The sequence below is a fragment of the Sphingobacterium haloxyli genome (genome assembly GCF_002980525.1).
Lineage (GTDB): Bacteria > Bacteroidota > Bacteroidia > Sphingobacteriales > Sphingobacteriaceae > Sphingobacterium > Sphingobacterium haloxyli.
The window spans coordinates 326131-351534 of record NZ_PVBQ01000004.1 but is presented as its reverse complement, the minus strand read 5'-3'; the positions used below and the strand labels follow the sequence as shown (position 1 = coordinate 351534).

Annotated in this window: 24 protein-coding genes; 14 read left to right on the top strand and 10 right to left on the bottom strand. The window is 41.8% G+C overall.

Annotated elements, in window-relative coordinates:
• The first annotated feature begins 21 nt into the window (after positions 1 to 21).
• Positions 22 to 666, top strand: coding sequence for an MgtC/SapB family protein (locus C5745_RS07140; protein ID WP_105716297.1), 645 nt, complete (start codon positions 22 to 24; stop codon positions 664 to 666).
• A gap of 14 nt (positions 667 to 680) precedes the next feature.
• Here the strand turns inward: C5745_RS07140 and C5745_RS07135 are convergent, their stop codons facing one another.
• Positions 681 to 3056, bottom strand: a complete 2376-nt coding sequence (locus C5745_RS07135; RefSeq protein WP_105716296.1) for an endonuclease MutS2 — start codon at positions 3054 to 3056, stop codon at positions 681 to 683.
• A gap of 7 nt (positions 3057 to 3063) precedes the next feature.
• Positions 3064 to 3741: a DUF4296 domain-containing protein gene (locus tag C5745_RS07130; protein WP_165793039.1), complete on the bottom strand. Its 678-nt coding sequence runs from the start codon at positions 3739 to 3741 to the stop codon at positions 3064 to 3066.
• An 81-nt stretch (positions 3742 to 3822) separates the two neighbouring features.
• Between C5745_RS07130 and C5745_RS07125 the strand changes: the two genes are divergently transcribed.
• Genes C5745_RS07125 through C5745_RS07110 form a run of 4 tightly spaced genes read left to right on the top strand, consistent with a single transcriptional unit; the run spans position 3823 to position 7851 of the window.
• On the top strand, positions 3823 to 4515 hold the full coding sequence (locus C5745_RS07125) for a YggS family pyridoxal phosphate-dependent enzyme (protein WP_105716294.1): 693 nt from the start codon (positions 3823 to 3825) through the stop codon (positions 4513 to 4515).
• 36 nt (positions 4516 to 4551) lie between these two features.
• Positions 4552 to 5376, top strand: coding sequence for a DUF3298 and DUF4163 domain-containing protein (locus C5745_RS07120; protein ID WP_105716293.1), 825 nt, complete (start codon positions 4552 to 4554; stop codon positions 5374 to 5376).
• A gap of 8 nt (positions 5377 to 5384) precedes the next feature.
• Positions 5385 to 6656, top strand: a complete 1272-nt coding sequence (locus C5745_RS07115; RefSeq protein ID WP_105716292.1) for an aspartate kinase — start codon at positions 5385 to 5387, stop codon at positions 6654 to 6656.
• The gene (locus C5745_RS07110; RefSeq protein WP_105716291.1) at positions 6649 to 7851 is read left to right on the top strand and encodes a THUMP-like domain-containing protein; all 1203 of its coding nucleotides are present in this window, start codon (positions 6649 to 6651) and stop codon (positions 7849 to 7851) included. Before C5745_RS07115 ends, C5745_RS07110 begins: the two co-directional genes overlap by 8 nt.
• 442 nt (positions 7852 to 8293) lie before the next feature.
• Here the strand turns inward: C5745_RS07110 and C5745_RS07105 are convergent, their stop codons facing one another.
• Positions 8294 to 8644 carry a 4Fe-4S dicluster domain-containing protein gene (locus C5745_RS07105; RefSeq protein WP_105716290.1) on the bottom strand — a complete coding sequence of 117 codons (351 nt, stop codon included), beginning with the start codon at positions 8642 to 8644 and terminating at the stop codon, positions 8294 to 8296.
• Between the two features lie 134 nt (positions 8645 to 8778).
• Between C5745_RS07105 and C5745_RS07100 the strand changes: the two genes are divergently transcribed.
• From C5745_RS07100 to C5745_RS07065, 8 genes are all read left to right on the top strand, one after another.
• Positions 8779 to 9795: an acyl-CoA reductase gene (locus tag C5745_RS07100; protein WP_105716289.1), complete on the top strand. Its 1017-nt coding sequence runs from the start codon at positions 8779 to 8781 to the stop codon at positions 9793 to 9795.
• Between the two features lie 42 nt (positions 9796 to 9837).
• Positions 9838 to 10041: a fructose-6-phosphate aldolase gene (locus C5745_RS07095; RefSeq protein WP_105716288.1), complete on the top strand. Its 204-nt coding sequence runs from the start codon at positions 9838 to 9840 to the stop codon at positions 10039 to 10041.
• 5 nt (positions 10042 to 10046) lie between these two features.
• A complete protein-coding gene (locus C5745_RS07090; RefSeq protein ID WP_105716287.1) occupies positions 10047 to 10733 on the top strand; it encodes a cell division ATP-binding protein FtsE in 687 nt (228 codons plus the stop codon).
• A 143-nt stretch (positions 10734 to 10876) separates the two neighbouring features.
• Entirely contained in the window at positions 10877 to 11419 is a 543-nt protein-coding gene (locus C5745_RS07085; protein ID WP_105716286.1) for a nucleotide exchange factor GrpE, read from the top strand.
• A 4-nt stretch (positions 11420 to 11423) separates the two neighbouring features.
• A complete protein-coding gene (gene dnaJ / locus C5745_RS07080; RefSeq protein ID WP_105716285.1) occupies positions 11424 to 12569 on the top strand; it encodes a molecular chaperone DnaJ in 1146 nt (381 codons plus the stop codon).
• 135 nt (positions 12570 to 12704) lie between these two features.
• A complete protein-coding gene (locus tag C5745_RS07075) occupies positions 12705 to 13448 on the top strand; it encodes a nucleotidyltransferase (RefSeq protein WP_105716284.1) in 744 nt (247 codons plus the stop codon).
• Positions 13449 to 13452: 4 nt separating this feature from the next.
• A complete protein-coding gene (locus C5745_RS07070) occupies positions 13453 to 14190 on the top strand; it encodes a metallophosphoesterase family protein (RefSeq protein WP_105716283.1) in 738 nt (245 codons plus the stop codon).
• A 296-nt stretch (positions 14191 to 14486) separates the two neighbouring features.
• Positions 14487 to 15086 (top strand): outer membrane beta-barrel protein, encoded by a 600-nt coding sequence (locus tag C5745_RS07065; protein WP_105716282.1) that lies wholly within the window; start codon positions 14487 to 14489, stop codon positions 15084 to 15086.
• 73 nt (positions 15087 to 15159) lie between these two features.
• On the opposite strand, the gene C5745_RS07060 is transcribed toward C5745_RS07065, so the two are convergent.
• The 7 genes from C5745_RS07060 to C5745_RS07030 all read right to left on the bottom strand — a co-directional run bounded on the left by C5745_RS07060 (position 15160) and on the right by C5745_RS07030 (position 24958).
• On the bottom strand, positions 15160 to 17376 hold the full coding sequence (locus C5745_RS07060; RefSeq protein ID WP_105716281.1) for an NADP-dependent isocitrate dehydrogenase: 2217 nt from the start codon (positions 17374 to 17376) through the stop codon (positions 15160 to 15162).
• A 143-nt stretch (positions 17377 to 17519) separates the two neighbouring features.
• Positions 17520 to 17972, bottom strand: coding sequence for a septal ring lytic transglycosylase RlpA family protein (locus tag C5745_RS07055; RefSeq protein WP_105716280.1), 453 nt, complete (start codon positions 17970 to 17972; stop codon positions 17520 to 17522).
• Positions 17973 to 18053: 81 nt separating this feature from the next.
• Complete coding sequence (locus C5745_RS07050; protein WP_105716279.1) at positions 18054 to 19097, bottom strand: ferredoxin--NADP reductase; 1044 nt, start codon at positions 19095 to 19097, stop codon at positions 18054 to 18056.
• A gap of 110 nt (positions 19098 to 19207) precedes the next feature.
• Positions 19208 to 22249, bottom strand: coding sequence for a translation initiation factor IF-2 (infB, locus tag C5745_RS07045; RefSeq protein WP_105716278.1), 3042 nt, complete (start codon positions 22247 to 22249; stop codon positions 19208 to 19210).
• A 107-nt stretch (positions 22250 to 22356) separates the two neighbouring features.
• Entirely contained in the window at positions 22357 to 23595 is a 1239-nt protein-coding gene (gene nusA / locus C5745_RS07040) for a transcription termination factor NusA (protein WP_105716277.1), read from the bottom strand.
• Positions 23596 to 23597: 2 nt separating this feature from the next.
• Positions 23598 to 24062 (bottom strand): ribosome assembly cofactor RimP, encoded by a 465-nt coding sequence (rimP, locus tag C5745_RS07035; protein ID WP_105716276.1) that lies wholly within the window; start codon positions 24060 to 24062, stop codon positions 23598 to 23600.
• Positions 24063 to 24184: 122 nt separating this feature from the next.
• On the bottom strand, positions 24185 to 24958 hold the full coding sequence (locus C5745_RS07030) for an XRE family transcriptional regulator (RefSeq protein WP_105716275.1): 774 nt from the start codon (positions 24956 to 24958) through the stop codon (positions 24185 to 24187).
• A 111-nt stretch (positions 24959 to 25069) separates the two neighbouring features.
• Here C5745_RS07030 and C5745_RS07025 point away from each other — a divergent pair, with 111 nt between their 5' ends.
• Positions 25070 to 25396, top strand: a complete 327-nt coding sequence (locus C5745_RS07025) for a GIY-YIG nuclease family protein (RefSeq protein ID WP_105716274.1) — start codon at positions 25070 to 25072, stop codon at positions 25394 to 25396.
• Positions 25397 to 25404 lie beyond the last annotated feature (8 nt).

Below are 25404 nucleotides of genomic sequence, written 5' to 3'. Positions count from 1 at the left end.
GTTCACATTATTTATAAAAGTATGTTTGCGGGGTTAGAAGAGCTTCCTATCCAGAGTATATTAGTATCCATTTTGTGCGGAGCCGTCGTTGGCTTTGAACGTGAATTTAAAAATAAATCTGCAGGTTTCCGTACGATCATTCTTATTTGCTTAGGCTCCACCATCTTTACATTAACTTCTCGTATGGGCAATATTTCCGACGATCGTATAGCCGCCAACATTGTCACCGGAATTGGCTTCCTCGGTGCGGGCGTTATTTATCAGGGTAAGTTTACCGTACAGGGGTTGACAACGGCAGCGGTCATTTGGTCTATGGCGGGGGTAGGCATGATGATCGGCTTTGAGAATTACACCTTCGGCTTTATACTCACGTTCTGCATGGTGATTATCCTTTCGCTGTTTCAAAAAATCGAAAATTTACTTACCAATATCTACTTTGTAAGGACCATCCATGTTACTTTTCAAAACATTGAAGTATCAAATTTGGGAGAATTCGAAAATTTCATGAAAGAGTTTAAAGTAAAGCCGCAACGTAAAGGCGTAGAAAAACGCGGCGAACATCTTACCGTTGTCTATGAGATAACAGGAACACAAAGGAATATCCGCCGTGCAAACGATGCCGTCATTGCCTTAGATTACGTGTATTCATTTAATAATCTGGGCTAAACAGCGTGCCTACGCTACTGAATATGCGCGTAAGTAATACCGTCCCCACCGCGGTCAGCATGCTCATCTTCAAAATGCGAAACATGGTTATATTTACGTAAATAATCGCGAATGAATTTCCGGAGTATGCCATCCCCCCTGCCATGTAAAATTTTCAACGTGGGGTAACCGATCATTACAGCACGATCCAACACGGTCTCTAATTGACGTAGCGCATCTTCCGTCCGCATGCCCCTGACGTCAAGTTCGGGTTGAAAATCTGCAGCGGATTCCGTGGCTATCGTTTTGTGTTTCTTTATTACTTTAGCTTTTTCCTTTCCTTGCAGTTTAACGACTTTATTTTTCTTGACAACCGTACGTAATTCACCAAGCGCCAAAATCAAGTTATTACCTTTCGACACTTCGATCACTTGCGCCTCCGTATCAGCGTCCAGAATCTTCACCCAATCTCCCACCTTGATAGATTCATCAGGCTGTGCATTATTCACCTGTTTATCAACTGGTTTCTTCTCGCTGTGTCGATCTACTTCGGCATGCAAGCGACGTCTTATTTCCCTCGTTTTTTCTTTGTCCGCCTGTACTGATTTAATCTCTGCAACCGTATTTTCGATCAGTTTATTAGCGTTTTTCAATATTTGGCGAGCCTCCTCCTTAGCTTCTCGGATGATCTGCTTTTTATTTTCCTCCAGATAGCCCTGTAGGTCTTCATATTCGCTTTTCAGTTTTTCCAGCTCACGTTCCCGCATCGCAATAGCCGCCTTCGTGTCGTATATCACTTTCTTATCGCGTTCCAAATCAACCAATAAAGTATCCACCTTTTTCTGACGGACGCCTATTTTGTCCTTAGCAGCATGTAAAATCTCCTTATTTAACCCAATTTTTTGCGCAATTTCAAATGCATACGAACTTCCCGGTTTTCCCACTTGCAGCACATACAACGGACGCATTTCGACATTATCAAAGAGCATAGAAGCATTTTCCAAACCTGCGGTGTTGCTCGCGAATACTTTCAGGTTGGAATAATGCGTTGTTATCACGCCGCGCACCTCTTTTTTATTCAGTGCTTCCAACACCGCCTCTGCTATGGGACCTCCAAACAAGGGATCTGTTCCCGTACCAAACTCGTCAATCAGCACTAGTGTCCGCGCGTTTGCAAACTCAGTAAAATGCTTCATTTTTGATAAATGAGCACTATACGTACTCAAATCACTTTCGATGGATTGATCATCGCCTATATCGGCAAAGATCTGTTGAAAAACACCGACTTTAGAAGTATCTTCTGCCGGGATAAGCAGGCCTGATTGTACCATAAGCTGTAGCAAGCCGACGGTTTTCATGCAGACCGACTTACCCCCCGCGTTAGGCCCGGACACTAAGATTACTCGGTCTTCCTGATCTATTTTGATATTCAGGGGTACAACAGGCGGATGACTTTCCTTCCGTGCATTTATTAGCAACAAGGGATGTCGGGCATTGATCAGATTAATTGCAGCCTCTTTTGACAATTCCGGCATCTCGGCCTCTATATCAATAGCGAACAGGGCTTTCGCCCGAACAAAATCCAGCTTGCTCAATAAGCCGTGGTACGCCAGTAGCAAGGGAACGTGCGGCCGTAGCTCCGTGGTGAGTTCCGTCAAGATACGGATGACTTCCCGTCTGCGTTCAAACGCCAGATCCCTTACTTTATTATTCAGGTGGAAAACCTCTTCTGGCTCTATATAAGCTGTTTGTCCTGTAGCAGACTCGTCATGTATAAAGCCCTTCAACTTGCGCTTATTCTCTGCAAGTATTGGCATACATAAACGGCCATCCCTAATTGTTAAATTTCCATCTGCCGTCCATCCATTATGCTGCGCTTGCTTAAACACTTGGTCGATACGCTTACGGGCCTCTTGCTCACTTTTAAGTATTTGCTGTGTTAAATCCAATAATAAACGAGACGCATTGTCTTTCATTTTCCCACGGTCGTCTATCACCACTTCGATCTGCCTGATAATTTTCGTTTCGATCGGCAGGTGTTCAAACAGCAATTCTAAATGGACATATTGTCCGTCCCGTTCGTTGAAATAACGAATAATAGCATACACCGTGCGCAATGAAAGCAAAATCCGATGAAATTCCTCTTCCGCTAAAAAGGAACCTTCTACACGCGCTTTTTCTGCCAACGGTTTTATCGGATAAAGGTGGTCTACGGGCAACGGAGCATCGTTAACCAACAAATCCTTAAATTCCTGTGTTTGACGCAGAAACCTATCTATTTGTTCAAGTTTTACCTGAGGCTGGATTTTCTCCACCATCTCCCTTCCAGATTCACTCAAACATTTATCTTTTATCAGGTCTTTAATTTCAATAAAACCTAATTTATCTATTGCATTTTTCGGAAAAATCATAAAATTCTTAATTTTCAAGCGGCTTCGCTTCTACTTTCTGTGGCACGGTATTTCGAACCGGCGTTGGTCGCGTCCTACGGGGTACAGTCGAATCCCCCTGCATCTTTTTCGTGTTCGAATTTGGTTCGTTTGTTTCAGGTTCTTTCGGTACATCAGGTTGAACCGTAGGCTGATAAAGCTGGACCCCGTGGAGCTCAGCACCCACCATAAATTCCTTTTGGTAAACTCCATATGTAAATGGTAGCGTATCCACCTGTACATCCAAAATCAATTTGCGCGCATCCTCTTTCAAACGTTCATACCGGCGCACGACCCGTATACTATCCGAGATCCGTGTATTTTTCAAAGAATCCGTCCGGCGGTAATCCTCTTCATAGGTATTCAGCTTTTTCGTCACTTCAGCATACATTTCCTTTGAAAGGATCGGATTGCCCAAATAATAGCTTATATTTGCTTTAAATGTGATCGAATCAATACCGTACTTTTCAAATATACCATCATACAAGCCATCAATAACTTTACGGGTACTATCAACCTGCAACGTGTTCAGGTAGCCATCCACCAGGTGTACATCGGTCATCAAGTCCACCATCGTCTTTTCCGAAAGGATGCCTTTCGGCTTCGATCGATTACAGGAAATCATCAGAAAAAACGACGACAATATAATAACTATTAAGCGCTGCATTTCGTAAGTTTGTACAAAATTACAAAAAGGCATTCTAATAACCGCTTTTTTCAGTTTCCGAACGTTTGAAATTACAGCAAAATGAGTATTGCAACAAATATTGAATCTTTAAAAATCGACCTTAAACCCATCGGTGTTACGCTTGTCGCGGTTTCCAAAACGAAATCTAATGATGAAATTATGGAAGCTTATTCCGCAGGACAACGTGTATTCGGTGAAAATATGGTGCAAGAGATGGTAGAAAAGTATGAAGCCTTACCCAAAGATATTGAATGGCATCTTATCGGCCACCTGCAGACAAATAAAGTAAAATATATTGTTCCTTTTGTATCCATGATACAGTCCGTTGACTCTTTAAAAGTTTTAAAAGAGATCAACAAACACGCTGCTAAGCACGACCGTGTCCTTGACTGTCTGCTACAGATCCATATCGCAGATGAAGAAACCAAATTTGGATTCGATCACGCAGAGCTTATCGAAATGCTACGCAGTGAGGACTTTCAGCAGATGCAGCACGTACGGATTCGTGGGCTCATGGGAATCGCAACCAACACCGAAAACGAGAAAGTGATCAAGGAAGAATTTTATGAACTAAAAATGTTGTTTGACGGTGTCAAAGCGAGCTTCTTCCGTAAGGATGACACGTTTGACACCCTGTCTATGGGCATGTCGTCAGACTACAGCCTAGCTATAGAGAAAGGCGCCAATATGGTTCGCCTGGGAAGCACTATTTTCGGCAAACGTGTTATTAAACATTATAAGAACACAGACTAAGGACACATCGCATCCAGATAACTATAAAAGGTAACAATGGCATTAAAAAGAGAACTCCTATTTAGCATCGGACTGGTCGCCTTACTATGGAGCTACAGTTGTATGAATAGCAATAAATCGCAACAAAACGTACACGCATCGCAAGACGTGGATATGTCCATGACCGATACATTGGATTATCACATGGAGGTTATCAAGGAAATCAGTCCCTATTTCTCCGCCGACGGAACGGCTTTAGATACCACCTATTATGCAGCACGGTATCCGGTATTTTCTGCCGCGATTGATACGTTGGTGCGCGCGGCCATTTTTGTCGATGGCGAAAATACCGCCAGCCAAGTAGCAGAGAGCTTTCTCGGCGGATTTAATGAATACGCGGAAGAGCAAATAAATAGCGACCATCCGGGCTTCCATGCTTGGTTCAGAAACCAAGATTGCGAAGTCGTTCTGAATGTTCCCGGTTTTCTAACATTAAAAAACGCCATCAATGAGTATACGGGAGGTGCCCACGGCATAGAAATTGAAATCTGGTCCAGCTATGATATAGGTAATAAAAAGAAGCTCACATTGACTGATCTTTTTCAAGACACCATTGCTTTACGCCAAATTGTAGAAAATCATTTCAGAAAACAGGAACAATTAGATGACACCAGTTCTTACGGAACTGCTTATTTTTTTGAAGACGAGACTTTTACGCTGGCAGAAAACTTTGGCCTGACCCGATCAGGACTTTTGTTCCACTATAACCCTTACGAAATAAAATCATATGCAGAGGGGCCAACGACGCTCACCGTTCCATACGGGGTATTGGCGGACCTGATGACAGCGCGCGGAAAGCAATTGCTAAACGCTATAAAATAAACGTTTTAATGCAAGTATTTAAATTTGGCGGCGCATCGGTAAAGGACGCCGACAGCATACGCAATGTAGCACATATTATTACCAAATGTAAGACCAGCGAACTGCTCGTCGTGGTTTCTGCACTTGGCAAAACCACGAATGCCTTAACCGAGGTCACCCAACATTTTGTTGATCAAACCGGACAAGCGTTCGATCTGTTGGAAAAAGTAAAGCGTGCACATCAACAGATTCTGGGCGATCTTTTCGGCACATCCAATCATCCTATATTTGATGACATTGCCAATTGCTTCGTCGAAATCGAATGGATACTGGAAGAAGAAGCCCAAGATTCATACGACTACCTACACGACCAAATTGTCTCTACCGGCGAGATTGTATCTTCCAAAATCTTAGCTGCGTACTGCGCTCATACCAGTTTACCCATTAAGTGGCTCGACGCGCGCGATTACATCTTTACAGACAATACGTATCGGGAAGCCGAGGTGGACTGGCAAAAAACGGAAGACAAAATCCGCAGAGAGCTGCCCGCTTTACTCGACGAGCAGATCATTATCACCCAAGGTTTCATCGGTTCCACCTCTGAAAATTTTACGACAACATTGGGTCGTGAAGGTTCCGACTATTCCGCTGCTATATTCGCAGCTTGCCTACAGGCTGATGATGTCACCATTTGGAAAGATGTGCCGGGTGTGCTCAATGCAGACCCCAAATGGTTTAACCCGACAGAACTCATTCCAGAATTGTCATATACCGATGCCATTGAACTTACCTATTACGGTGCAACGGTTATCCATCCGAAGACCATCAAGCCACTACAGAATAAAAAGATTACCTTAAATGTGCGTTCTTTCGTACATCCCGACGAGCCAGGCACCCTTATCCGTACGACGAACGACGGCCTGCCTATCCCGTCTTTTATTTTTAAGGTCAATCAGGTTTTTGTAAGTATACAGCCGCGCGATTTCTCGTTCATCGTAGAAGATAACCTAAGCCATATATTCAACCTGTTCCATAGCCACCGTATCAAAATCAATATGATGCATAATAGCGCGATCAGCTTCTGTGTCAGCATTGATGATACCGGAGCAAATGTGGAAACCTTACTGGAAGAATTGGAAAAACGTTATAAAGTCAGTGTGGAAAAAGGTTTGGAGCTTATCACGATCCGCTATTTTAATCAAGAGACCATCGACCGGGTGTTGGTGAATAAAAAAATTATCCGAGAACTTAAAGATAGTTACACCTGTCAATTATTAGTTAAGGAGTTAAAGATTGAATAACACTGTTTTATCATCGGAAGTCCAGGCATTTATCCGTCAGCATGTACATGATGACGCAAGCCGTATTGCGCTGAATAAAAGTCCTTTCGAGCATGTATCGTCACCGGAACTTGCCCAACAGATCCACGGCTTGCAAAAAGTGAGCAGGAAGGTCCCCGATTGGATAGAACAAAGCAAAGCGCTGTATTTTCCCGAGAAATTGAATCTGGAACAGTGTTCCTCAGCCGGAACTGCAAAATTCAAAGCTTCTCTTCTTTCGCCAAACAGTACAGTTTTCGATTTAACAGGCGGGTTTGGCGTAGACAGCTATTATTTTGCACAGCGCGCAAAAAAGGTAACTCACTGTGAAATTACCCCCGAACTGTCGCAAATCGTCGCCCATAACCTCAACGCATTAGGCGTAGACAATGTGCAATGCCACGCCGGAGACGGAGTCGCTTTCTTGGCTTCCTCGAACAATCACTATGATTACATTTACATCGATCCTTCGCGAAGGGTGAAAAACCAAAAGGTCTTCCGACTGGAAGACTGTGAGCCCAATATACTCGCCTATCAGGAATTATTTTTTCAACATTCGGATAAGCTCATCACCAAGCTAGCGCCTCTGCTCGACATCTCGGGGGCTTTAAATGCACTGCCACATGTCAAAGATGTCTATGTAATGAGTATTGAAAACGACTGTAAGGAACTGCTATTTGTCCAAGAGAAATCCTTTCAAGGTATTCCTAATATTCATGCCGTGCGGTTATCGGCAGAGGAACCGAAAATCTTCTCTTTTAACTATATACAGGAAAAGGAAGCAGCTCCTGCATTAAGCGAACCGACTAACTTTTTATACGATCCCGATGTTGCTATTACTAAAGCCGGTGCTTTTAAATCTGTTGCTACTGCTTTCGGGATACAGAAACTGCATCAGCACAGCCATCTGTATGCCAGTAAAACCCTCGTTGCCGAATTTCCCGGACGCATCTTCCAAGTACGACAGGTTGTTCCGTTTTCCGTCTTCAAAAAGAACATTGACATTACCAAAGCGAATATCGTCGCCAAAAACTTTCCATTGAAAGTGGAAGATATCCGAAAGAAGTTTAAGATTAAAGATGGCGGGGATGATTATCTCTACTTTACGATGTTATATGATGATCGGCTTATGGTTGTGTATGGGAGGCGGATTGTACGGGCCTGCCAGCCACGGTAGCTGTAAGCTGGTGCCGGTCAGAACGCTTGTGCCCCTTCGCTGTGCAGCTTCCTCCCCATTCAGGTGCACGATCCGTTGCACGCAAGTTTGGGAAGCGCCACGGTGTCCTTGACCTTGTTGTCGAGTATGCTCCATTCGTGTTAAAGGACGAAAGTTTCGGCAATAAGAATACACTAGGCGTCAATCAGAGGGTCAGGAAAGCTCCCCAGTGAACCATTCGACACAGTTTCTTGGTTAATCCTTTTCCGAATCCGTCTAAAGTCTTGCAATTGCAATATCCGCTGTGGCAGTATAGAACTACAGTAAAGGTCAAGTCAAGCTTTACGCCATATCCTTTTCCAGTATCCGCCTGAACCATAAACAAAAAAATATGAGGCCTACAAAAAAAAGCATCATCCAAAGGGCAATGCTTTTTTACAAGTTTGATAATGAGCAATCTTACTTACTCAGCATGAAGCCACGCTTTCTTAGCCAAAAGTTCTTCTTCCGTCTCCACAACCTCTTCATCTTCCACACAACAATCCACTGGGCACACGGCTGCACATTGTGGTTCATCATGGAAACCTTTACATTCTGTACATTTATCCGAAACGATATAATATACCTCGTTTGAAATGGCTTCTTGGGACTCATTGGCATCCAATGTTACACCGTCTCCAAAATCAATCACACCATCCAAGGCAGTTCCTTCCGAAAATTTCCAACTTACTCCTGCATCATATATAGCGTTATTCGGGCACTCTGGTTCACATGCTCCGCAATTTATACACTCGTCTGTAATTTTAATTGCCATTTATCACCTCACAATTATAATAAATAAACTAATTTTGTCTCGTCCTAGAATAATACTACAAAGTTAGTAGTTATTTCTTAAGACACGCAAAGATACTTCAAAAAAAAATCAGAACGGTTCTAAATTAAAAGATTTTGACACAGAAACAACGAATTGAGGCCTTTGTAGCACTAGGTGAATTACTTTCCTCCAATCATGAAAAGATCGGTAGAATGTTACAGCAAGCATCCATTAAAAATCCGTGGTACACCACGGAAAACACCAAAAAGCAGCTTCAGGCACTATCTTCCAACTTAACATTTGAAAAGCTCATGCAGTGGATAGCTCCCTATCCTGACATACAAACCGATCAAACTGTAGGCCTTATATTAGCCGGAAATATTCCATTAGTAGGTTTCCATGATATATTATCGGTGCTTATGGCAGGTTTTAACGCACAGGTTAAATGCTCCTCTGATGATGCCGGGTTAACAACGTTTGTATTTAATGAGCTTATCGAAATTGAGCCTGCGTTCGCCGAGAAAATCCAGTTCGTAGATCGGCTGCAACAATATGACCTGGTTATTGCTACCGGAAGCAACAATAGCTCTCGCTACTTTGATTATTATTTTGGAAAGAAACCTCACATTATCCGCAAAAACAGAAATTCTCTTGCTATTCTTACCGGCACAGAATCTTCCGACCAACTAAAAGCACTAGGGTTTGATATTTTCGATTATTTTGGGCTCGGATGTCGTTCTGTTTCCAAAATATATATTCCCCGTGGCTATAACTTCAATTCGTTTTTTGAAGCAATAGAAGACTTTAGCGCTGTTAAAGAACATTATAAATACATGAACAATTATGACTATAATAAGGCCATTTATTTAATTAATGGCGATAAGCACCTTGACAACGGCTTTATATTGCTTAAAGAAGATGCAAGATTGGCCTCTCCATTGGCTACCGTATTTTACGAAGAATACAATCAAACCCACGAGATTATTGCCCAATTAGAAGCAAAAGCGAATCAAATACAATGTGTCGTTACCGAAGCCACAATACAAACAAGCATTCCGACGTTTCTTTTAGGAGGTAGTCAATGTCCTTCTCTAACAGATTATGCTGACGGAGTGAATGTTTTGGAGTTTCTTTTTCAATATAGTAAGTAGTTTGACCTCCGAGGGTTAAATAAAAATGATAACTTTGTTCTTATGTATGTTATTAAGGTTAAAGGTGTGGCTAAGATCCCCGATTATGTCCAACTAAGGGACGAGGGTTTTACATTGTTAGCATATTTTCGAGTAGATAGGCCGGACAAATCCTTAGAAAAAATAGGTTTAGGCGAAAAAACCGACTATATTATGCAAATTGTGGCGGAAATGCCCTTCGGCCAAATAAAAAAAATTGATATATAAAACGTATGACAACAGCGAACAACACAGTTATTAAACTAAAAAACGTAGATATATACCAGCAAAAGCACTTAGTGCTTTCCCATGTCAATCTCGATATCAATCAAGGAGAATTCATTTATCTAATTGGACAATCGGGTACCGGAAAAAGTAGCTTGTTGAAAATAATATATGGTGACCTCTACATCGCCAACGGCGAAGGAATGGTAGCGGGTTTCGATCTCAAAAAACTGCATGAAAACGACGTCCCTTATCTTCGTCGAAAACTAGGTATTGTCTTTCAGGATTTCCATTTATTAAATGACAGAACAATAGAAAAGAATCTTGAATTTGCATTGAAAGCTACCGGATGGACAGACAGAGGGTTGATCGAAAATCGCATGCTTGACGTACTGGAAAAAGTAGGGTTACGTTCAAAGTTACGCAAAATGCCTCACGAATTGTCTGGCGGTGAGCAACAACGTGTGGTTATTGCCCGGGCGTTATTAAACAATCCAGAAATTATCCTTGCCGATGAGCCGACAGGAAACCTCGACCCAGCAACTTCTGAAGAAATTGTGCTTTTATTGAGAGATATTGCCGCCTCAGGTACAGCCGTGTTGATGGCGACGCATGACTATCAGATTATAAAAAATATGCCCGCGCGCATTCTCAAAACAGCAGATACCGCTTTATACGACAATGCAACGATATAAATCAAAACACTGACAGAACATCATAAAGCCGACATTTTGGTAGTTTATTTTAGAATAGACTGACAGCGTGTCGGTTTTGTTTGTGTTGGCAATATTATTGAACGCCAACAAAAGGATATTAAAGAAGGCTATATAATATAGATATGATGAACGAACAGGAAAACAATATTCAAGACGAAAATTTAGCGTCCGTTGACCCCACTTCGGAAGAAAGTATAAACGAATCTGAAGAAACGACGGAAGGACGTTTACAGCAGGAATTAGCAAATGCGAATGATAAATACACACGCCTGTTTGCTGAATTCGATAATTATAAAAAAAGAACGTCCAAAGAACGTGTTGATCTTATCCAATCTGCAAGCAAAGACGTCTTAGCTAAACTTTTACCTATTTTAGACGATTTTGATCGAGCATTGGCGGCCATGCAAACAGCCCAGGACATTGAATCTGTAAAACAAGGCATTGACTTGGTAAATAGCAAGTTTAGAAAAATATTGACAAATGAGGGGTTAAAAGAAATGGAAAACCTTATCGGACAGCCATTTGATGCTGAATATCAAGAAGCAATCACCGCCATTCCCGCACCCTCAGAAGAGTTGAAAAATAAAGTTATAGATGTAGTGGAAAAAGGTTACTTTCTCAACGATAAAGTAATCCGTTTCGCAAAGGTGGTAATAGGTCAATAAGAAGATGGCTAAGAGAGATTATTATGATATATTAGGCGTTTCAAAGTCTGCGGACGCGTCCGAAATTAAGTCTGCATATCGCAAATTGGCGATAAAATATCATCCGGACAAAAACCCGGACGATAAAGACGCAGAAGAGAAATTTAAAGAAGCAGCTGAAGCGTACGAGGTATTAAGCAGTCCGGAGAAGCGACAGCGGTATGACCAATTTGGCCATGCGGGAAATTCGGCTTCAGGCTTTGGGGGCGGTGGCATGAATATGGAAGATATATTCAGCCAGTTTGGTGATATTTTCGGCGGCGGACATCCCTTTGAAAGTTTCTTTGGCGGCGGCCGTAGTGGAAGTGGTAGACGCGTACAGCGAGGCACCAATCTTCGTATTAAAGTGAAATTGACTTTAGAAGAGATTGCGAAAGGTGTAGAGAAAAAAGTCAAGGTAAATAAGCAAGTGCAATGCCACACCTGTGATGGAACCGGAGCAAAGGACAAATCGTCTTATCATACCTGCAAAACGTGTGGCGGCGTGGGTTCGGTGAGAAGAGTGACCAATACCATATTAGGACAAATGCAAACTACGAGCACGTGTCCGACATGTAACGGTGAAGGCGTTGAAATCACATCCAAATGTACCACCTGTCGCGGTGAAGGGTTAGAAAGGGGCGAAGAAACAATTGCTATCAACATCCCTGCAGGCGTAAGTGAAGGAATGCAACTGTCTATGAGCGGAAAAGGAAATGCCGCGCCTAGAGGTGGTGTTCCAGGAGACTTAATCATCCTCATCGAAGAGATACCACATGAAACGTTGAAACGTGATGGCATCAATGTCATTTACGATCTTTATATCAATTTTGCCGATGCTGCTTTGGGCACCAGCGTCGAAATTCCTACTATTGACGGGAAAGCAAAAATCAAGATCGATCCCGGAACGCAAGGAGGAAAAATTTTACGCTTAAAAGGAAAAGGAGTACCAGAGGTAAACTCTTATCATAAAGGAGATCAACTGGTATATGTTAATGTATGGACACCTAAAGCCGTCTCTCCGGAAGAGCGTTCTGTTCTGGAAAAACTGAAAGGTTCGGCAAACTTTAAACCGCAACCAGGTAAAAGTGAGAAGTCCTTTTTCGAACGCATTAAAGAATATTTTGAATAAATAAATTTCATTCTATTGATAAAACCTCGGGATTTCTCCGGGGTTTTTCTTTATATATAATACGAGATCGAAGTAGGATCGGTTGAGGATGGAACAAAAACGCATGTTAGTTGTTCAAAATATAAAGTATTATATATGATAACAACTGAGAAGCAGAAGCAAGCATCGGAGGCATTCTATCGGGACGCGCTCCAATTATTACTTGACGGCGAATGCCAATTTATGTTAGGTGGAGCTTTTGCTATGTTCCACTATACAGGGATCTTTCGCGACACTAAAGACTTAGATATCTTTTGTAAAAGTAGCGAATACCCAAAAATATTAAAATTTTTTGCTGCCCAAGGCTACGAAACCGAACTAACCGACGCTCGCTGGCTCGCTAAAGTATTTCATGGTGAATATTTCATCGATATTATTTTTGATACCGTTAGCAATATTTGCACAGTAGATGATTCTTGGTACGAAAGAGCATCGACAGGAACATTTGCTGGCGTACCTGTACAATTTATACCGGTGGAGGAGCTTATTTGGTGCAAAATATACGTACAGAACCGGGAGCGTAACGACAGCGCCGATATCAACCACATCCTTCTAAAATATGGGAGAAACGTGAATTGGAAGCTATTGCTACAACGCTTAAGCCCGCACTGGCACTTGTTATTGGCACAACTTCTGACCTTCCAGTTCGTATATCCTGCAGATTACCGCGACATTATCCCTAAATGGCTTTTCGACGAGCTTATGGTCCGCGCAGCGGAACAATATGATCTTCCCGCTCCGTTAGAAAAGGTGTGTCGAGGTCCCCTAATCGATCAGACCCAGTACGAAATAGATATTAAAGAGTGGGATTACAAGTCCTATACAATAACAACTATTTGATAGCATGACAAAAAAGAAAAAAACGAAAATTGCCGCCATGGCAGATATCCATACTAAAATAACCGACCACGGCAGTTTGCGCTCAACCTTTGAACAAGTTTCTGAAGAAGCAGATGTCTTGGTTATTTGTGGCGATCTGACGGATACAGGCGATGAGGACGAAGCAAAGATTCTCGGCGAACAATTAGAAATCTTAAAAATTCCCGTAATCGGTGTTTTAGGCAACCATGATTATGAAAAGGGACGGCAAAAGATTATTAAACAAATCCTTACGGAACATAATATGATTATTTTAGATGGCGAATCTACGGTTGTCGAGAACGTGGGATTTGCTGGCATAAAAGGATTCGGAGGGGGATTTGACCAATATATGCTTTCTATCTTTGGAGAAGATATGATGAAGCAATATGTACACGAGGTAGTCAATGAATCGCTACAATTAGATCGCGCCCTTACACGACTGGAACAAGAGTGTCCAGCGTTGCCGAAAGTAGCGCTTTTACATTATGCCCCTATTAAAGAGACAATCCAAGGCGAACCGGAACAGCTGTTTCCTTTTTTGGGGTCCTCGCATCTAGCAGAGCCCCTTATTCGGCGTCAAGTTTCTGCAGCTTTTCACGGACATGCGCATGCCGGGAAGCTCCGCGGTTCCACGACAACCAAAATACCAGTATACAATGTCGCTCTCCCCGTGCTAAGAAAAGAACATTCTAACGCTTCCTACTTGGTGGTCGAAGTATAGCCGTTCGGCAGCGTCAAATGCTACGTTGTAGTTTTTCAATCACGCGGACTGCCATTCTTACACTGACAATTTAGCTTTTTGCTGCCAAAATGCCCAATAAACGATTCTTTTCCGAACATAATAATACTTTGTTATTAAATATTTAATATGGAATTCAACTAAAACTATAATAGCCAGCTAGTTGTACAAACAAACAATAGAATGACAATTTCATGTTGCGAATGGCACGAGTATTGGAATAACTGAATAACTTTGATAAAAAGTCAAAGTATTAGAACAAATTAAATTCAAGTAACATGAAAAAATTTTATTTAACCCTGGCAGCTGTCGCTGCATTAACATTTGCTTCACAAGCGCAAACAGAAAAAGGTAAATTTGTTGTCGGCGGTGGGCTAGGATTTAATACCGAATCGGTAAAAGACACCGATTTGAAGTCTACTTCATTTAATATTATGCCATCTGCAGGTTATTTCGTATCCGACAACATTGCTGTAGGAGTTGGTTTAGGTTATCAATGGAACAAAAGCGAATATGATGCAGAAGCTAATGTCACAGAACGTACCAACAGTGCTTTTGCTGTTGCTCCTTTTGGTAGGTGGTATTCAGCTAATGGCCCAGTGAGATTCTTTGGACAACTTTCAGTTCCAATGTCTTGGGGAAATCAAAAAGCTAATGATGAAAAAACTGCCAATGTCAGTAACTATGGCGTCGAATTGGCGCCTGGTATCGCGTATTTCCCTACATCAAAAATTGGTTTGGAATTTAAAGTAAGAGGTTTATACTTTAATTCAAACATCACAGATCCCGAAGGTGGCTCTGCTAAAACAACCGTTAACTCATTTGGTTTAAATGCTAATTCATTAGCGCCAACAGTGGGCGTACAGTTTTATTTCTAATACATTCAATAAAACAAATGAAAAAGCCGGTTCGTGAACCGGCTTTTTCGTTACATAGCGTTAATGCTCACTCTTATTCAAATGAATCTATCGTCGCGTTCAATGTTAAGGACGGACGCATCGCTTTTGAAGCTAGGGCATCATCAGGGAAATAATATCCGCCGATCTCCTGTGATTGACCTTGCGCACCGATCAATTCCCCATTTATTTTGGTTTCATTTTCTGCTAATGTCTTCGCTAAACTACCAAATTTAGATGCTAAATTTGCATCTTTGGTTTGACTAGCCAGGGCTTCTGCCCAATATAATGCTAAATAAAAATGAGAGCCTCTATTATCGATTTGTCCCACTTTACGAGCTGGGGATTTGTCATTGGCAAGGAATTTTTCTGTTGCCACATCCAACGCATCAGCCAACACTTGGGCTTTAGCGTTCCCCTGTGTTTGTGCAAGATGTTCAAAAGAGGCTCCCAACGCTAAAAACTCACCTAAAGAATCCCAACGGAGATAACCTTCTGTCACGAATTGGTCTACGTGCTTAGGTGCGGATCCCCCTGCTCCTGTCTCGAACAGGCCGCCACCATTCATCAATGGAACAATAGACAACATTTTTGCAGAAGTACCTAATTCCAAAATCGGGAATAAATCTGTTAAATAATCACGTAATACATTTCCCGTTACGGAAATTGTATCTAATCCTTTACGGATACGCTCCACTGAGAATTTAGCGGCTTCGATTGGTGATAATATATGGAGGTCTAAACCTGCCGTATCGAAATCAGCTAAATATTTATTTACTTTTTTAATGATTTCACGGTCATGGGCACGATTTTCATCTAACCAAAATACTGCGGGCGTATCTGACAAGCGAGCACGGTTTACGGCCAATTTCACCCAGTCCTGAATAGGAGCATCTTTGGTTTGGCACATCCGGAATATGTCACCCTCTTCTACCGGCTGTTCCATAAATACTTTGCCAGATGCATCGACTATACGAATGGTTCCCTTGGAAGCCGCTTGGAAAGTCTTATCGTGGGAACCATATTCTTCCGCTTTTTGCGCCATCAATCCCACGTTCGGAACAGAACCCATTGTTTTCGGATCATAAGCACCATTTGTTTTACAGTCTTCAATTACAGCCTTATAAACACCAGCATAGGAACGATCTGGAATAATGGCGATGGTATCTTGCTGTTTTCCTTCTTTATTCCACATCTGTCCAGATGTACGAATCATCGCCGGCATAGAAGCGTCTACGATTACATCTGATGGAACGTGTAGGTTGGTAATACCTTTGTCCGAATTGACCATAGCCAAATCAGGCCCGCTCGCGATGGCAGCTTCAATAGCTGCTTTTACCTCTGATTCTTGCGGGTGTCCTGCAATCTTGCTATAGACCTCGCCCAAACCATTATTCTTATTAATGCCTAGCGTAGCAAACAGTTCACCAAATTGCGCAAAAACATCTGCAAAATACACTTCTACGATAGCACCGAATATAATAGGATCAGATACCTTCATCATCGTAGCTTTCAAATGAGCCGAAAGTAATACGCCAGTGGTCTTAGCTTCCTCAATAACATTCGATACAAAAGCTTTCAGTTTGTCCAAATTCATTACTGACGAATCAATCACCTCTCCTGCTTTTAAATTCGCCAGACCTTTTAGCTCTTTTACACTTCCATCCTCTCCTACAAATTCAAGCCTGAATTGTGTATCCGTATCTACAGTAAGCGACTTTTCCGTTGCATAAAAATCACCATCAGACATCGACGCAACTTTTGTTTTACTATCTGCCGACCATGAACCCATACTATGTGGATTAGTCTTAGCATAGTTTTTCACGGCTTTCGGGGCCCTACGGTCCGAATTACCCTCGCGTAAGACTGGGTTCACAGCTGAACCTAAAATTTTTGCATACGTTGCCTTAATTCCTTCTTCTTCCGCGTTGACGGGTGTATCTGGATAATTTGGCACATTATAACCTGCTTTCTGTAGCTCGGCAATTGCTCCCTTTAATTGCGGAATAGAGGCTGAAATATTCGGTAATTTGATAATATTTGCTTCCGGTTTAGTGGCTAACTGGCCCAATTCTGCTAATGCATCAGACACTTTTTGCTCTGGTGCTAAGTATTCCGAGAAATTAGCTAGTATACGTCCGGCTAAAGAAATGTCTCTTAATTCTACTTCGATATCAGCTGTTTTTGCAAAAGCTTGAACAATGGGTAAAAACGAATAAGTTGCCAATAATGGCGCTTCATCTGTCTTTGTGTAAATGATTTTGGATGACATAATTTTCTATTGAAATATACTTAATGTTCAATGAATTAATAAACCAGCCCTTAGGCAATGGTCTATCCTTTTAAAGTTCGCCTAAAGATACGGATTTGAACGCAAAAAAGGAAGTAAGATACAGCAGAGTCTGTTGTCCTTTTTTATTTTCGTGGCTTTTTCATCTTGATTTTTTTACCGGAAGCGGCTCCATTCTTATATCGCAGTTCCACCGGCACAACACCCGCTTGGATCATCCCTATTTTCTTGGCGGCTCCCTTAGAAAGGTCGATCATTCTTGATTTGGACGACGGGCCCCGATCATTGATCGTCACTACCACCTGCTTGCCGTTGTTCAAGTTCTTTACTGTCACCTTGGTGCCAAAAGGGAGGGTCCTATGGGCCGCCGTCATTGCGTTTTGGTTGAATCGCTCGCCACTAGCGGTGGTTCTGCCGTGAAATTTATCTCCATAGTATGAAGCGCGGCCTTGCTCCCGAACATCCCTGCCCGCCGTGCGTAACTTTGGTGAGCAGCTTGCAAGAAGCAAAATTGCCACGAAACATATATAAACAAAAGGTAGAATTCTTATAATTTTTCTTATGGATTTTTTATTCATTTCAACTTTCAGAACACTGCATTTATCAGATTTTACTGACTAATATACGTTTTTTAATGTACAATCTACGGAAGCGATAGGCTAAAGCACCTCAATCACCGTCCCGTCTTCCAAGGGATGCGAAACACAGATTAAGCAACGTCCATTTTCCACCTCCCTATCCGTTAATACCTCATTGTAATCCATACGTACGCTTCCTGAGGTACATTGCGAGATACAGGTGCTACACATGCCGGACTTACACGAATATGGTAGTCTAATTTTATGTTCTAATCCTACGTCTAATACAGTTTTATTGTACGGAATAACTAAATCATACTCCTTACCTTGAAGACGAAGTCTGACATTATACGACGTCATATCCACAGGTTCCTCTTCCTTCTCATCTTCGTCTTCCTCTTCTTCAGGAAAATGGAACGTTTCTCTCTTTATATGGTTGTCAGGGAATCCCATACCCAATAAGGTAAACCGCACTAAATCCATATAGAAAACGGGGCCACAAGTATAGAATAATACGTTGCCGTGTTCAGGCATTTGTTCCTTCACGATACGAATTAGATATTCCCTATTTAATCGTGCGTGCAAAAGATTTTTCGAACTGGAAAATATCCACACTATCTCTAGTCGGTTAGCGTACCGAGTTTGCCACTCCAACAATTCAGTGTAAAACACTGTACTTGCCATTGATCTATTGCTATACACAAGCACGACTTTAGTTTCGTCTTCAGCGATTAACACAGTTTTCAAAATAGAGAAAAGCGGCGTTATACCGACTCCTGCTGCAAAAAGAAACAATGTGCGATCTTTAGCTGTATCGGGTTCATAATAGAACAGCCCCTGCGGCTCAAGTACATTAATAATATCGCCTACCCTAGTCTGGTGATGCAATAAGCGAGAAATCTCGCCATTGTCCACTCTCTTTACGGTGATGGCCAGTGGTTCGTCAACATCGGGGGAGCTGCTAAAAGAATAGGATCTTCTAACCTCTCTTTCTCCGAATATAAAAGAGACAGTCAGAAATTGTCCTGCCTTGGGCTTTGGGTAACTACCTGATAAGTCGCTAAATATTAACGTAACGGTGTCATTGGGCTGATATATAATATTGGAAATCTCAAATTTATACATGTTATAAAAGTAGCTTTATTCTTGATAATAGGCAACTAGATAGCTTCTATGGGATATAAAAAATCCCGACAATAACCTGCCGGGATTATATTATCAATACGTAAATAGCATTAAAGTTTACGTTTAACTTCTACTTGTTCGTAGGCTTCCACAATATCACCTTCTTGTATATCATTGAAACGGTCGATATTCAAACCACATTCATATCCTTGGGACACTTCTTTCACATCGTCTTTAAAACGTTTTAATGAAGCTAGTTTACCCGTATGGATCACAACACCATCGCGGATGACACGGATATCATTGTTACGGTTGATCTTACCTTCTCGAACCATACATCCAGCAATTGTGCCCACTTTAGAAATTTTAAATGTCTCGCGAATTTCGACCTCTGCGACAATCTTTTCTTCAAACTTCGGCGCCAACATACCTTCCATAGCCGATTTTAGTTCATCAATGGCATCGTAGATAATTGAGTACAGGCGAATGTCGATTTGTTCGTTTTCTGCCAGCTTCTTAGCGCCCTGTGTTGGGCGTACCTGGAAACCGATAATGATTGCATCTGAAGCAGACGCTAATAATACATCGGATTCCGAGATAGCTCCCACCGATTTGTGAATAATATTAACTTGAATTTCGTCAGTAGACAGTTTCAACAAGGAGTCGGATAATGCTTCTATTGAACCGTCCACGTCTCCCTTAACAATAACATTCAGCTCTTTAAAGTTTCCGATAGCTAAACGACGACCGATTTCATCTAAAGTAATGTGTTTAGTAGCACGCATACCTTGTTCACGCTGCAATTGCAGACGTTTATTTGCCACTTGACGCGCTTCCGATTCACTTTCCATTACGTATAGCTTATCTCCTGCGGTAGGCGCACCAGACATACCCAAAATCTGTACCGGTACGGATGGCCCTGCCTCTTTCACGCGCTCACCGCGTTCATTCGTCAACGCCTTCACTTTACCCGAGTGCGAACCAGCAAGAATAGGATCTCCAACACGTAGTGTACCGCCCTGTACGAGTACAGTTGTGACAATACCGCGACCTTTATCTAATGCGGCTTCTATGACAGAACCTACGGCACGTTTTTTCGGATCTGCCTGTAGTTCTAACAATTCTGCTTCTAACAAGACTTTCTCCAACAATAAGTCGACGTTCTCTCCCGTTTTTGCCGATATTTCCTGGGCTTGGTACTTACCACCCCAGTCTTCTACCAAGATGTTCATACCTGACAATTGCTCTCTGATCCGATCCGCATTAGCACCCGGCTTATCTACTTTCGTAAAAGCAAAAACGATGGGAGAACCAGCCGCTTGAGCATGATTAATAGCCTCTCTTGTTTGCGGCATGACAGCATCATCCGCTGCAATAACGATAATAACGATATCCGTTACCTTCGCCCCACGTGCACGCATCGCTGTAAAAGCTTCGTGACCTGGCGTGTCCAAAAATGTAATTTTACGTCCGTCCTCCAAGTTCACAGCGTACGCCCCGATGTGCTGCGTGATACCACCAGCTTCGCCTTTTGTTACGTTCGCCTTACGGATGTAATCCAATAAGGAGGTTTTACCATGGTCGACGTGTCCCATTACCGTTACGATTGGCGCACGGGGGATTAAGTTTGCCTCGCTATCCGGCTCCTCTAATTCCGTAATCTCCTCATCCTCGGGCTTTATAAATTCTACTTGATAACCAAATTCATCAGCAACGATTGTTAAAGTTTCAGCATCCAAACGTTGATTGATGGATACAAACATTCCCAAACTCATACAGGTCGAAATGATTTGCGTAACCTGCACATTCATTAAATTCGCTAACTCATTTGCCGTCACAAATTCCGTAACACGTAGGATTTTAGATTGTGCAGCTTCCTCCATTGCAGCCTCTTCTGCGGAAAGGGCTATATCATCACGCTTCTGCCGACGTAATTTGGCACGCTGCGCAAATTTACCTGACTTACCAGCACCGCTTAGACGAGCCAACGTTGCCTTAATTTGGTCTTGAATTTCTTTTTCTGACGGTTCTTCTTTCGGTGTTTCTTGCTGACGCCCTTTTCCACGATGATCATGGCGTCCTTTTCCATGTCCATGTTGTTGGTTTCCTTGCCCTTGCCCTTGCCCTTGTCTTGGACCAGCTTGTCCGCCAGCTTTGTTAAAGCCAGTACCGCGATTAACATTTCCTTCGCCAGTACTTCTTTGTCCTTCTACGGCGTTTGGATTGACTGGTGTGTTCTTATTGGAACGTTTGCGCTTCCGTTTGTTATCATTGTTATGCGACGGCCCAGAGGACGAAGCAACAGGTTTACGTTCCACAGGAAGTTGAATCTTTCCAACGACTTTGGGGCCACTCAATGTTTCGGAGCGTGCTCTTATCACGTCCCTATGAGGGTTTTCGGATACCACTGGTTTTTGTTCTTGCTTTACCGGAGGTTTAATTTCTTCAATTTCTTTATTCATGTCAGCCGCAGGCTCTGCTTTTGTTTCTTGTTTTTGTTCCTCTTTCGGCTGCAGAACCTCCTTATCTTCTTTTTTAGATGTTATTTCCTGCTTAGGTGTTTCAGCTTTCGGCTGCTCCACCACAGGTTTAACTTCCTCTTTCTTCACTTCCTGTTCAACAGGTTTGGTTTCCGGTTCCGCTGTCTTCGGGGATGTTTCTTTTGCTACTTCCTCTTTCTCGGATTCTTTTTTAGGCTTGCCCCGTTTAAGGCTATTTAAATCAATCTTTCCAACTACTTTTAAGGGGCTAAGACTCGCTTCTTTTTCTTCGACGGCAGGTTCTTCCGACACGGGAGGCGTGGGCTCTGCCGCAACGGGCAAGCCAGTGTCCTTAATTAGGACTTCCTTAGGCGTTGCATTATCTTCTTCTTGAAAATCTTCTCTAGATTCCGTAGGATTCGCTCCACCTGTTCCAGCAGCCGACTCGTCACGACGAATTTTACCGATAACAATTTGTTTCGCTTCGTCTTTTACGATTTTGTCTCCTTGAAATTCTTTTAGAAGGACAGTATACATATCTGGGGACAACTTAGTACTAGGTTTTGATTCTACATCAAAACCTTTTTTAACCAAGAAGTCAACAGCTGTACCTATCCCAATGTTAAGTTCTTTTGCTGCCTTTAGCAAGTTTATGCTTTTTCCTTCTGCCATCTAATATTTACCTTCTATAATTTTAATACTACAAAAATATGTTTTTTTACACTGAAAAAACAATTTCAGCTCAATTGTTTTTTCAGCCTGCAGATACGGCGAAACCCTTATTCAAACTCAGCTTCGAGGATACGGAGAATCTCACGTATAGTATCTTCCTCTAAGTCGGTCCGTCTAACCAGTTCTGCTTCTGTGAGCGCTAAAACTGATTTCGCTGTATCAAGCCCTACACGTTTTAATTCATCGATAATCCAGCTGTCGATTTCGTCCGCAAATTCTTCGATGTCTACATCCTCTTCTACTTCGTCATTTTCTCTGTACACATCAATTTCATAACCAGTCAATTTACCCGCAAGTTTGATGTTGTGTCCACCTCTACCAATAGCAAGAGATACTTGATCCGGCTTTAAATATACAGCTGCCGTGTCGTTCTCGTCATCGATTTTAATTGAAGAGATACGTGCAGGGCTCAAAGCACGCGTAATATATAGCGTATTGTTTGAGGTGTAATTTATCACATCAATGTTTTCATTGCGTAATTCCCTCACGATACCATGTATGCGAGAACCCTTCATACCCACACATGCTCCTACAGGATCGATACGATCGTCATAAGATTCAACTGCAACTTTTGCTCTTTCCCCTGGCTCGCGAACGATTTTCTTAATCGTAATGAGTCCATCAAAAATCTCGGGCACTTCTAATTCAAATAAACGTTGTAAGAATTCAGGTGCGGTACGCGAAATAATGATTTTTGGATTACTGTTCATCATATCGACCTTCAGCACCACTGCACGAATACTATCACCTTTTTTGAAATAGTCGGCTGGAATCTGTTCGGTTTTGGGAAGGATTAGTTCATTTCCGTCCTCATCCAGTACTAATATCTCTTTCTTCCATATCTGATATACTTCTCCTATGACCAATTCACCTTCCCGGTCTTTATATTTTTTAAAGACTTCATCTTTTTCCAGTTCTAGTATTTTTGAAACCAGCGTTTGGCGTGCAGCCAAAATAGCTCGTCTACCAAAGCTTTCCAACGTAATTTGTTCAATATATTCGTCGCCAACTTCCAAATCCGGATCGTACCGACGCACATCCGATAATTCGATTTCCAAATCATCATCTTCGGAGAATCCGTCTTCCATCACTACACGTGTCCTCCAGATTTCCAAATCCCCGTTATCCGGGTTTACAATTACGTCTACGTTCTCATCTGTTCCAAAACGCTTGCGTATCATACTGCGGAATACTTCTTCCAATACTGTAATAACGGTCGGACGATCGATATTTTTGAATTCTTTGAACTCTTGGAAAGAGTCTATCAAATTGATATTGCTGCTCATTTTTATTTAAATGAAATTAACACCTTTATTTCTGTTATATTATCTAGGGGAATTTGCGCCTCCTGTATTACGGCTTTTTTTCCTTTTTCTTTTTTTACTTCTTCTATCACGACGCTTTTGTCGTTCACAGCGATCAGCTTCCCTTCTCTTTTCTCCCCTTCCAAACTATTTATTCGGACATTTCGTCCAATATTCTTTTGGTATTGCCGATGCAATAACAGCGGAGCGTCAATACCTGGCGAAGAAACTTCCAAACGGTAGGCGCGGTCAATTACATCTTCTTCTTCTAGATGGAAACCTACATGACGGCTAATTTGAACACAATCCTCGATAGCTATTCCATTGTCTCCGTCCATCAATATCTCCAAAAGACCACTGTTGTTCATTTTTATCCGCACAATAAACAAATCCGTCCGATCCGATATTTTTTCGGTTACTAGTTCGCGTACTCTTTCCTCTATTTGCATATCTTATTTCGATACGTGAATTAACTCTTTTCAATAACTGAATTAAAAAAGGGGGCATATGATGCCCCCTCTTATTCAGATTGTACAAAGATAAATATATTATTTTAAAAAACAAATAGCATTTATTTGTTATCTACAACAGATTTAATTGTCTTTTGCATTTGTGCCATCATTGAAGTTAACGTTTCCATCGTAGGTTCGGGACCGGGTTCAGGTAATTCAGTACTGATAAATGCCTTTGCTTTCCAAACCTCAATGATGTCTTCTGTACTTACCCAATACGGTTCGTACGTCTTGTTATCCGAAACGAGCTTCAACCCTTTCTCCTCTTTAAATTTGTACGCTATACGTTTGTATACTACACCGTCTTCTTTGGAAACCACAATATAGGTTTGATTGGGTTTAATATCGTGCCAGTTTTCAACGTACTCTCCAATGATAACACTTCCTGACGGAAGTGGCAACATCGAATCACCCTTGATCTCAAATGCACGATACGTTCCCTGCGCAAACATAGGAAGCGAAAATTTGGGCAGCGACGCAACATATTCAGGATCTCCATAACCATTTAAATAGCCTGCGCTGGCTTTAACCGGTACTAATTCAATGTTTTCCCGTTCGTTGCCATCTACAGTTATGCTTAACACCCGCAAGTTCGACGCGTTACTTTTGGGCTGAGGCCTCCATTTTTCGTCAATGATATCATTCGCGAGTTCATCCATAGTGAGATCATAAAATTGCGCTATTTTCCTTAGCAGCTCGTATTTTGGTTCTGCCCTATCTTCTTCATAAGCGCCCACAGACGCTCTTTTTATCTCGAGTGCATCAGCAAATTGCTGTTGCGTTAAACCTTTTTTCTTTCTCAAAAACTTAAGATTCGATGCGATATTTGACATATTTCTCTAAAAAATTTTTATTTACTAAATTAATTAGTATTATTGTGCCAATAAAATTAGTAAATAATAAACAGACAACCAAATTTATTAGTACATAATATCAATTGGCACATGGCAACACACATCGTATATATTATTACAGATAGTAACCGAGCATATTTAGAAGTTGGATATTGCACTGATATGCCCTCTCGTTTACAGGAGATACATCACGCATCTTCCTTCCTATTTGATGGGTCACCTAAACTAAGCAACGTGGTTTATATGGAAATCTTCCAAAGCAAAGAGAAAGCGCTTTCCTTCCGTGACACAATACGACGTTTCACCAGGATGCAGCGGGAAAAGCTTATCCGCCTAAAAAATCCGAACTGGCTTAATCTTAACACTTCATCCTACAGAAAGAGACTGACTAACGAAAAAGTCGTTGTTTATGCTTAGTGCAAAAC

Coding starts and splice junctions, on each gene's coding strand:
- C5745_RS07070 (WP_105716283.1), top strand. CDS start 13,453: ATGACAAAAAAGAAAAAAACGAAAATTGCCGCCATGGCAGATATCCAT.
- C5745_RS07115 (WP_105716292.1), top strand. CDS start 5,385: ATGCAAGTATTTAAATTTGGCGGCGCATCGGTAAAGGACGCCGACAGC.
- C5745_RS07025 (WP_105716274.1), top strand. CDS start 25,070: ATGGCAACACACATCGTATATATTATTACAGATAGTAACCGAGCATAT.
- C5745_RS07120 (WP_105716293.1), top strand. CDS start 4,552: ATGGCATTAAAAAGAGAACTCCTATTTAGCATCGGACTGGTCGCCTTA.
- C5745_RS07135 (WP_105716296.1), bottom strand. CDS start 3,056: ATGATTTTTCCGAAAAATGCAATAGATAAATTAGGTTTTATTGAAATT.
- C5745_RS07065 (WP_105716282.1), top strand. CDS start 14,487: ATGAAAAAATTTTATTTAACCCTGGCAGCTGTCGCTGCATTAACATTT.
- C5745_RS07090 (WP_105716287.1), top strand. CDS start 10,047: ATGACAACAGCGAACAACACAGTTATTAAACTAAAAAACGTAGATATA.
- C5745_RS07125 (WP_105716294.1), top strand. CDS start 3,823: ATGAGTATTGCAACAAATATTGAATCTTTAAAAATCGACCTTAAACCC.
- rimP (WP_105716276.1), bottom strand. CDS start 24,062: ATGCAAATAGAGGAAAGAGTACGCGAACTAGTAACCGAAAAAATATCG.
- C5745_RS07105 (WP_105716290.1), bottom strand. CDS start 8,644: ATGGCAATTAAAATTACAGACGAGTGTATAAATTGCGGAGCATGTGAA.
- C5745_RS07030 (WP_105716275.1), bottom strand. CDS start 24,958: ATGTCAAATATCGCATCGAATCTTAAGTTTTTGAGAAAGAAAAAAGGT.
- C5745_RS07055 (WP_105716280.1), bottom strand. CDS start 17,972: ATGAATAAAAAATCCATAAGAAAAATTATAAGAATTCTACCTTTTGTT.
- C5745_RS07140 (WP_105716297.1), top strand. CDS start 22: ATGTTTGCGGGGTTAGAAGAGCTTCCTATCCAGAGTATATTAGTATCC.
- infB (WP_105716278.1), bottom strand. CDS start 22,249: ATGGCAGAAGGAAAAAGCATAAACTTGCTAAAGGCAGCAAAAGAACTT.
- C5745_RS07130 (WP_165793039.1), bottom strand. CDS start 3,741: ATGCAGCGCTTAATAGTTATTATATTGTCGTCGTTTTTTCTGATGATT.
- dnaJ (WP_105716285.1), top strand. CDS start 11,424: ATGGCTAAGAGAGATTATTATGATATATTAGGCGTTTCAAAGTCTGCG.
- C5745_RS07095 (WP_105716288.1), top strand. CDS start 9,838: ATGTATGTTATTAAGGTTAAAGGTGTGGCTAAGATCCCCGATTATGTC.
- C5745_RS07075 (WP_105716284.1), top strand. CDS start 12,705: ATGATAACAACTGAGAAGCAGAAGCAAGCATCGGAGGCATTCTATCGG.
- C5745_RS07085 (WP_105716286.1), top strand. CDS start 10,877: ATGATGAACGAACAGGAAAACAATATTCAAGACGAAAATTTAGCGTCC.
- nusA (WP_105716277.1), bottom strand. CDS start 23,595: ATGAGCAGCAATATCAATTTGATAGACTCTTTCCAAGAGTTCAAAGAA.
- C5745_RS07050 (WP_105716279.1), bottom strand. CDS start 19,097: ATGTATAAATTTGAGATTTCCAATATTATATATCAGCCCAATGACACC.
- C5745_RS07060 (WP_105716281.1), bottom strand. CDS start 17,376: ATGTCATCCAAAATCATTTACACAAAGACAGATGAAGCGCCATTATTG.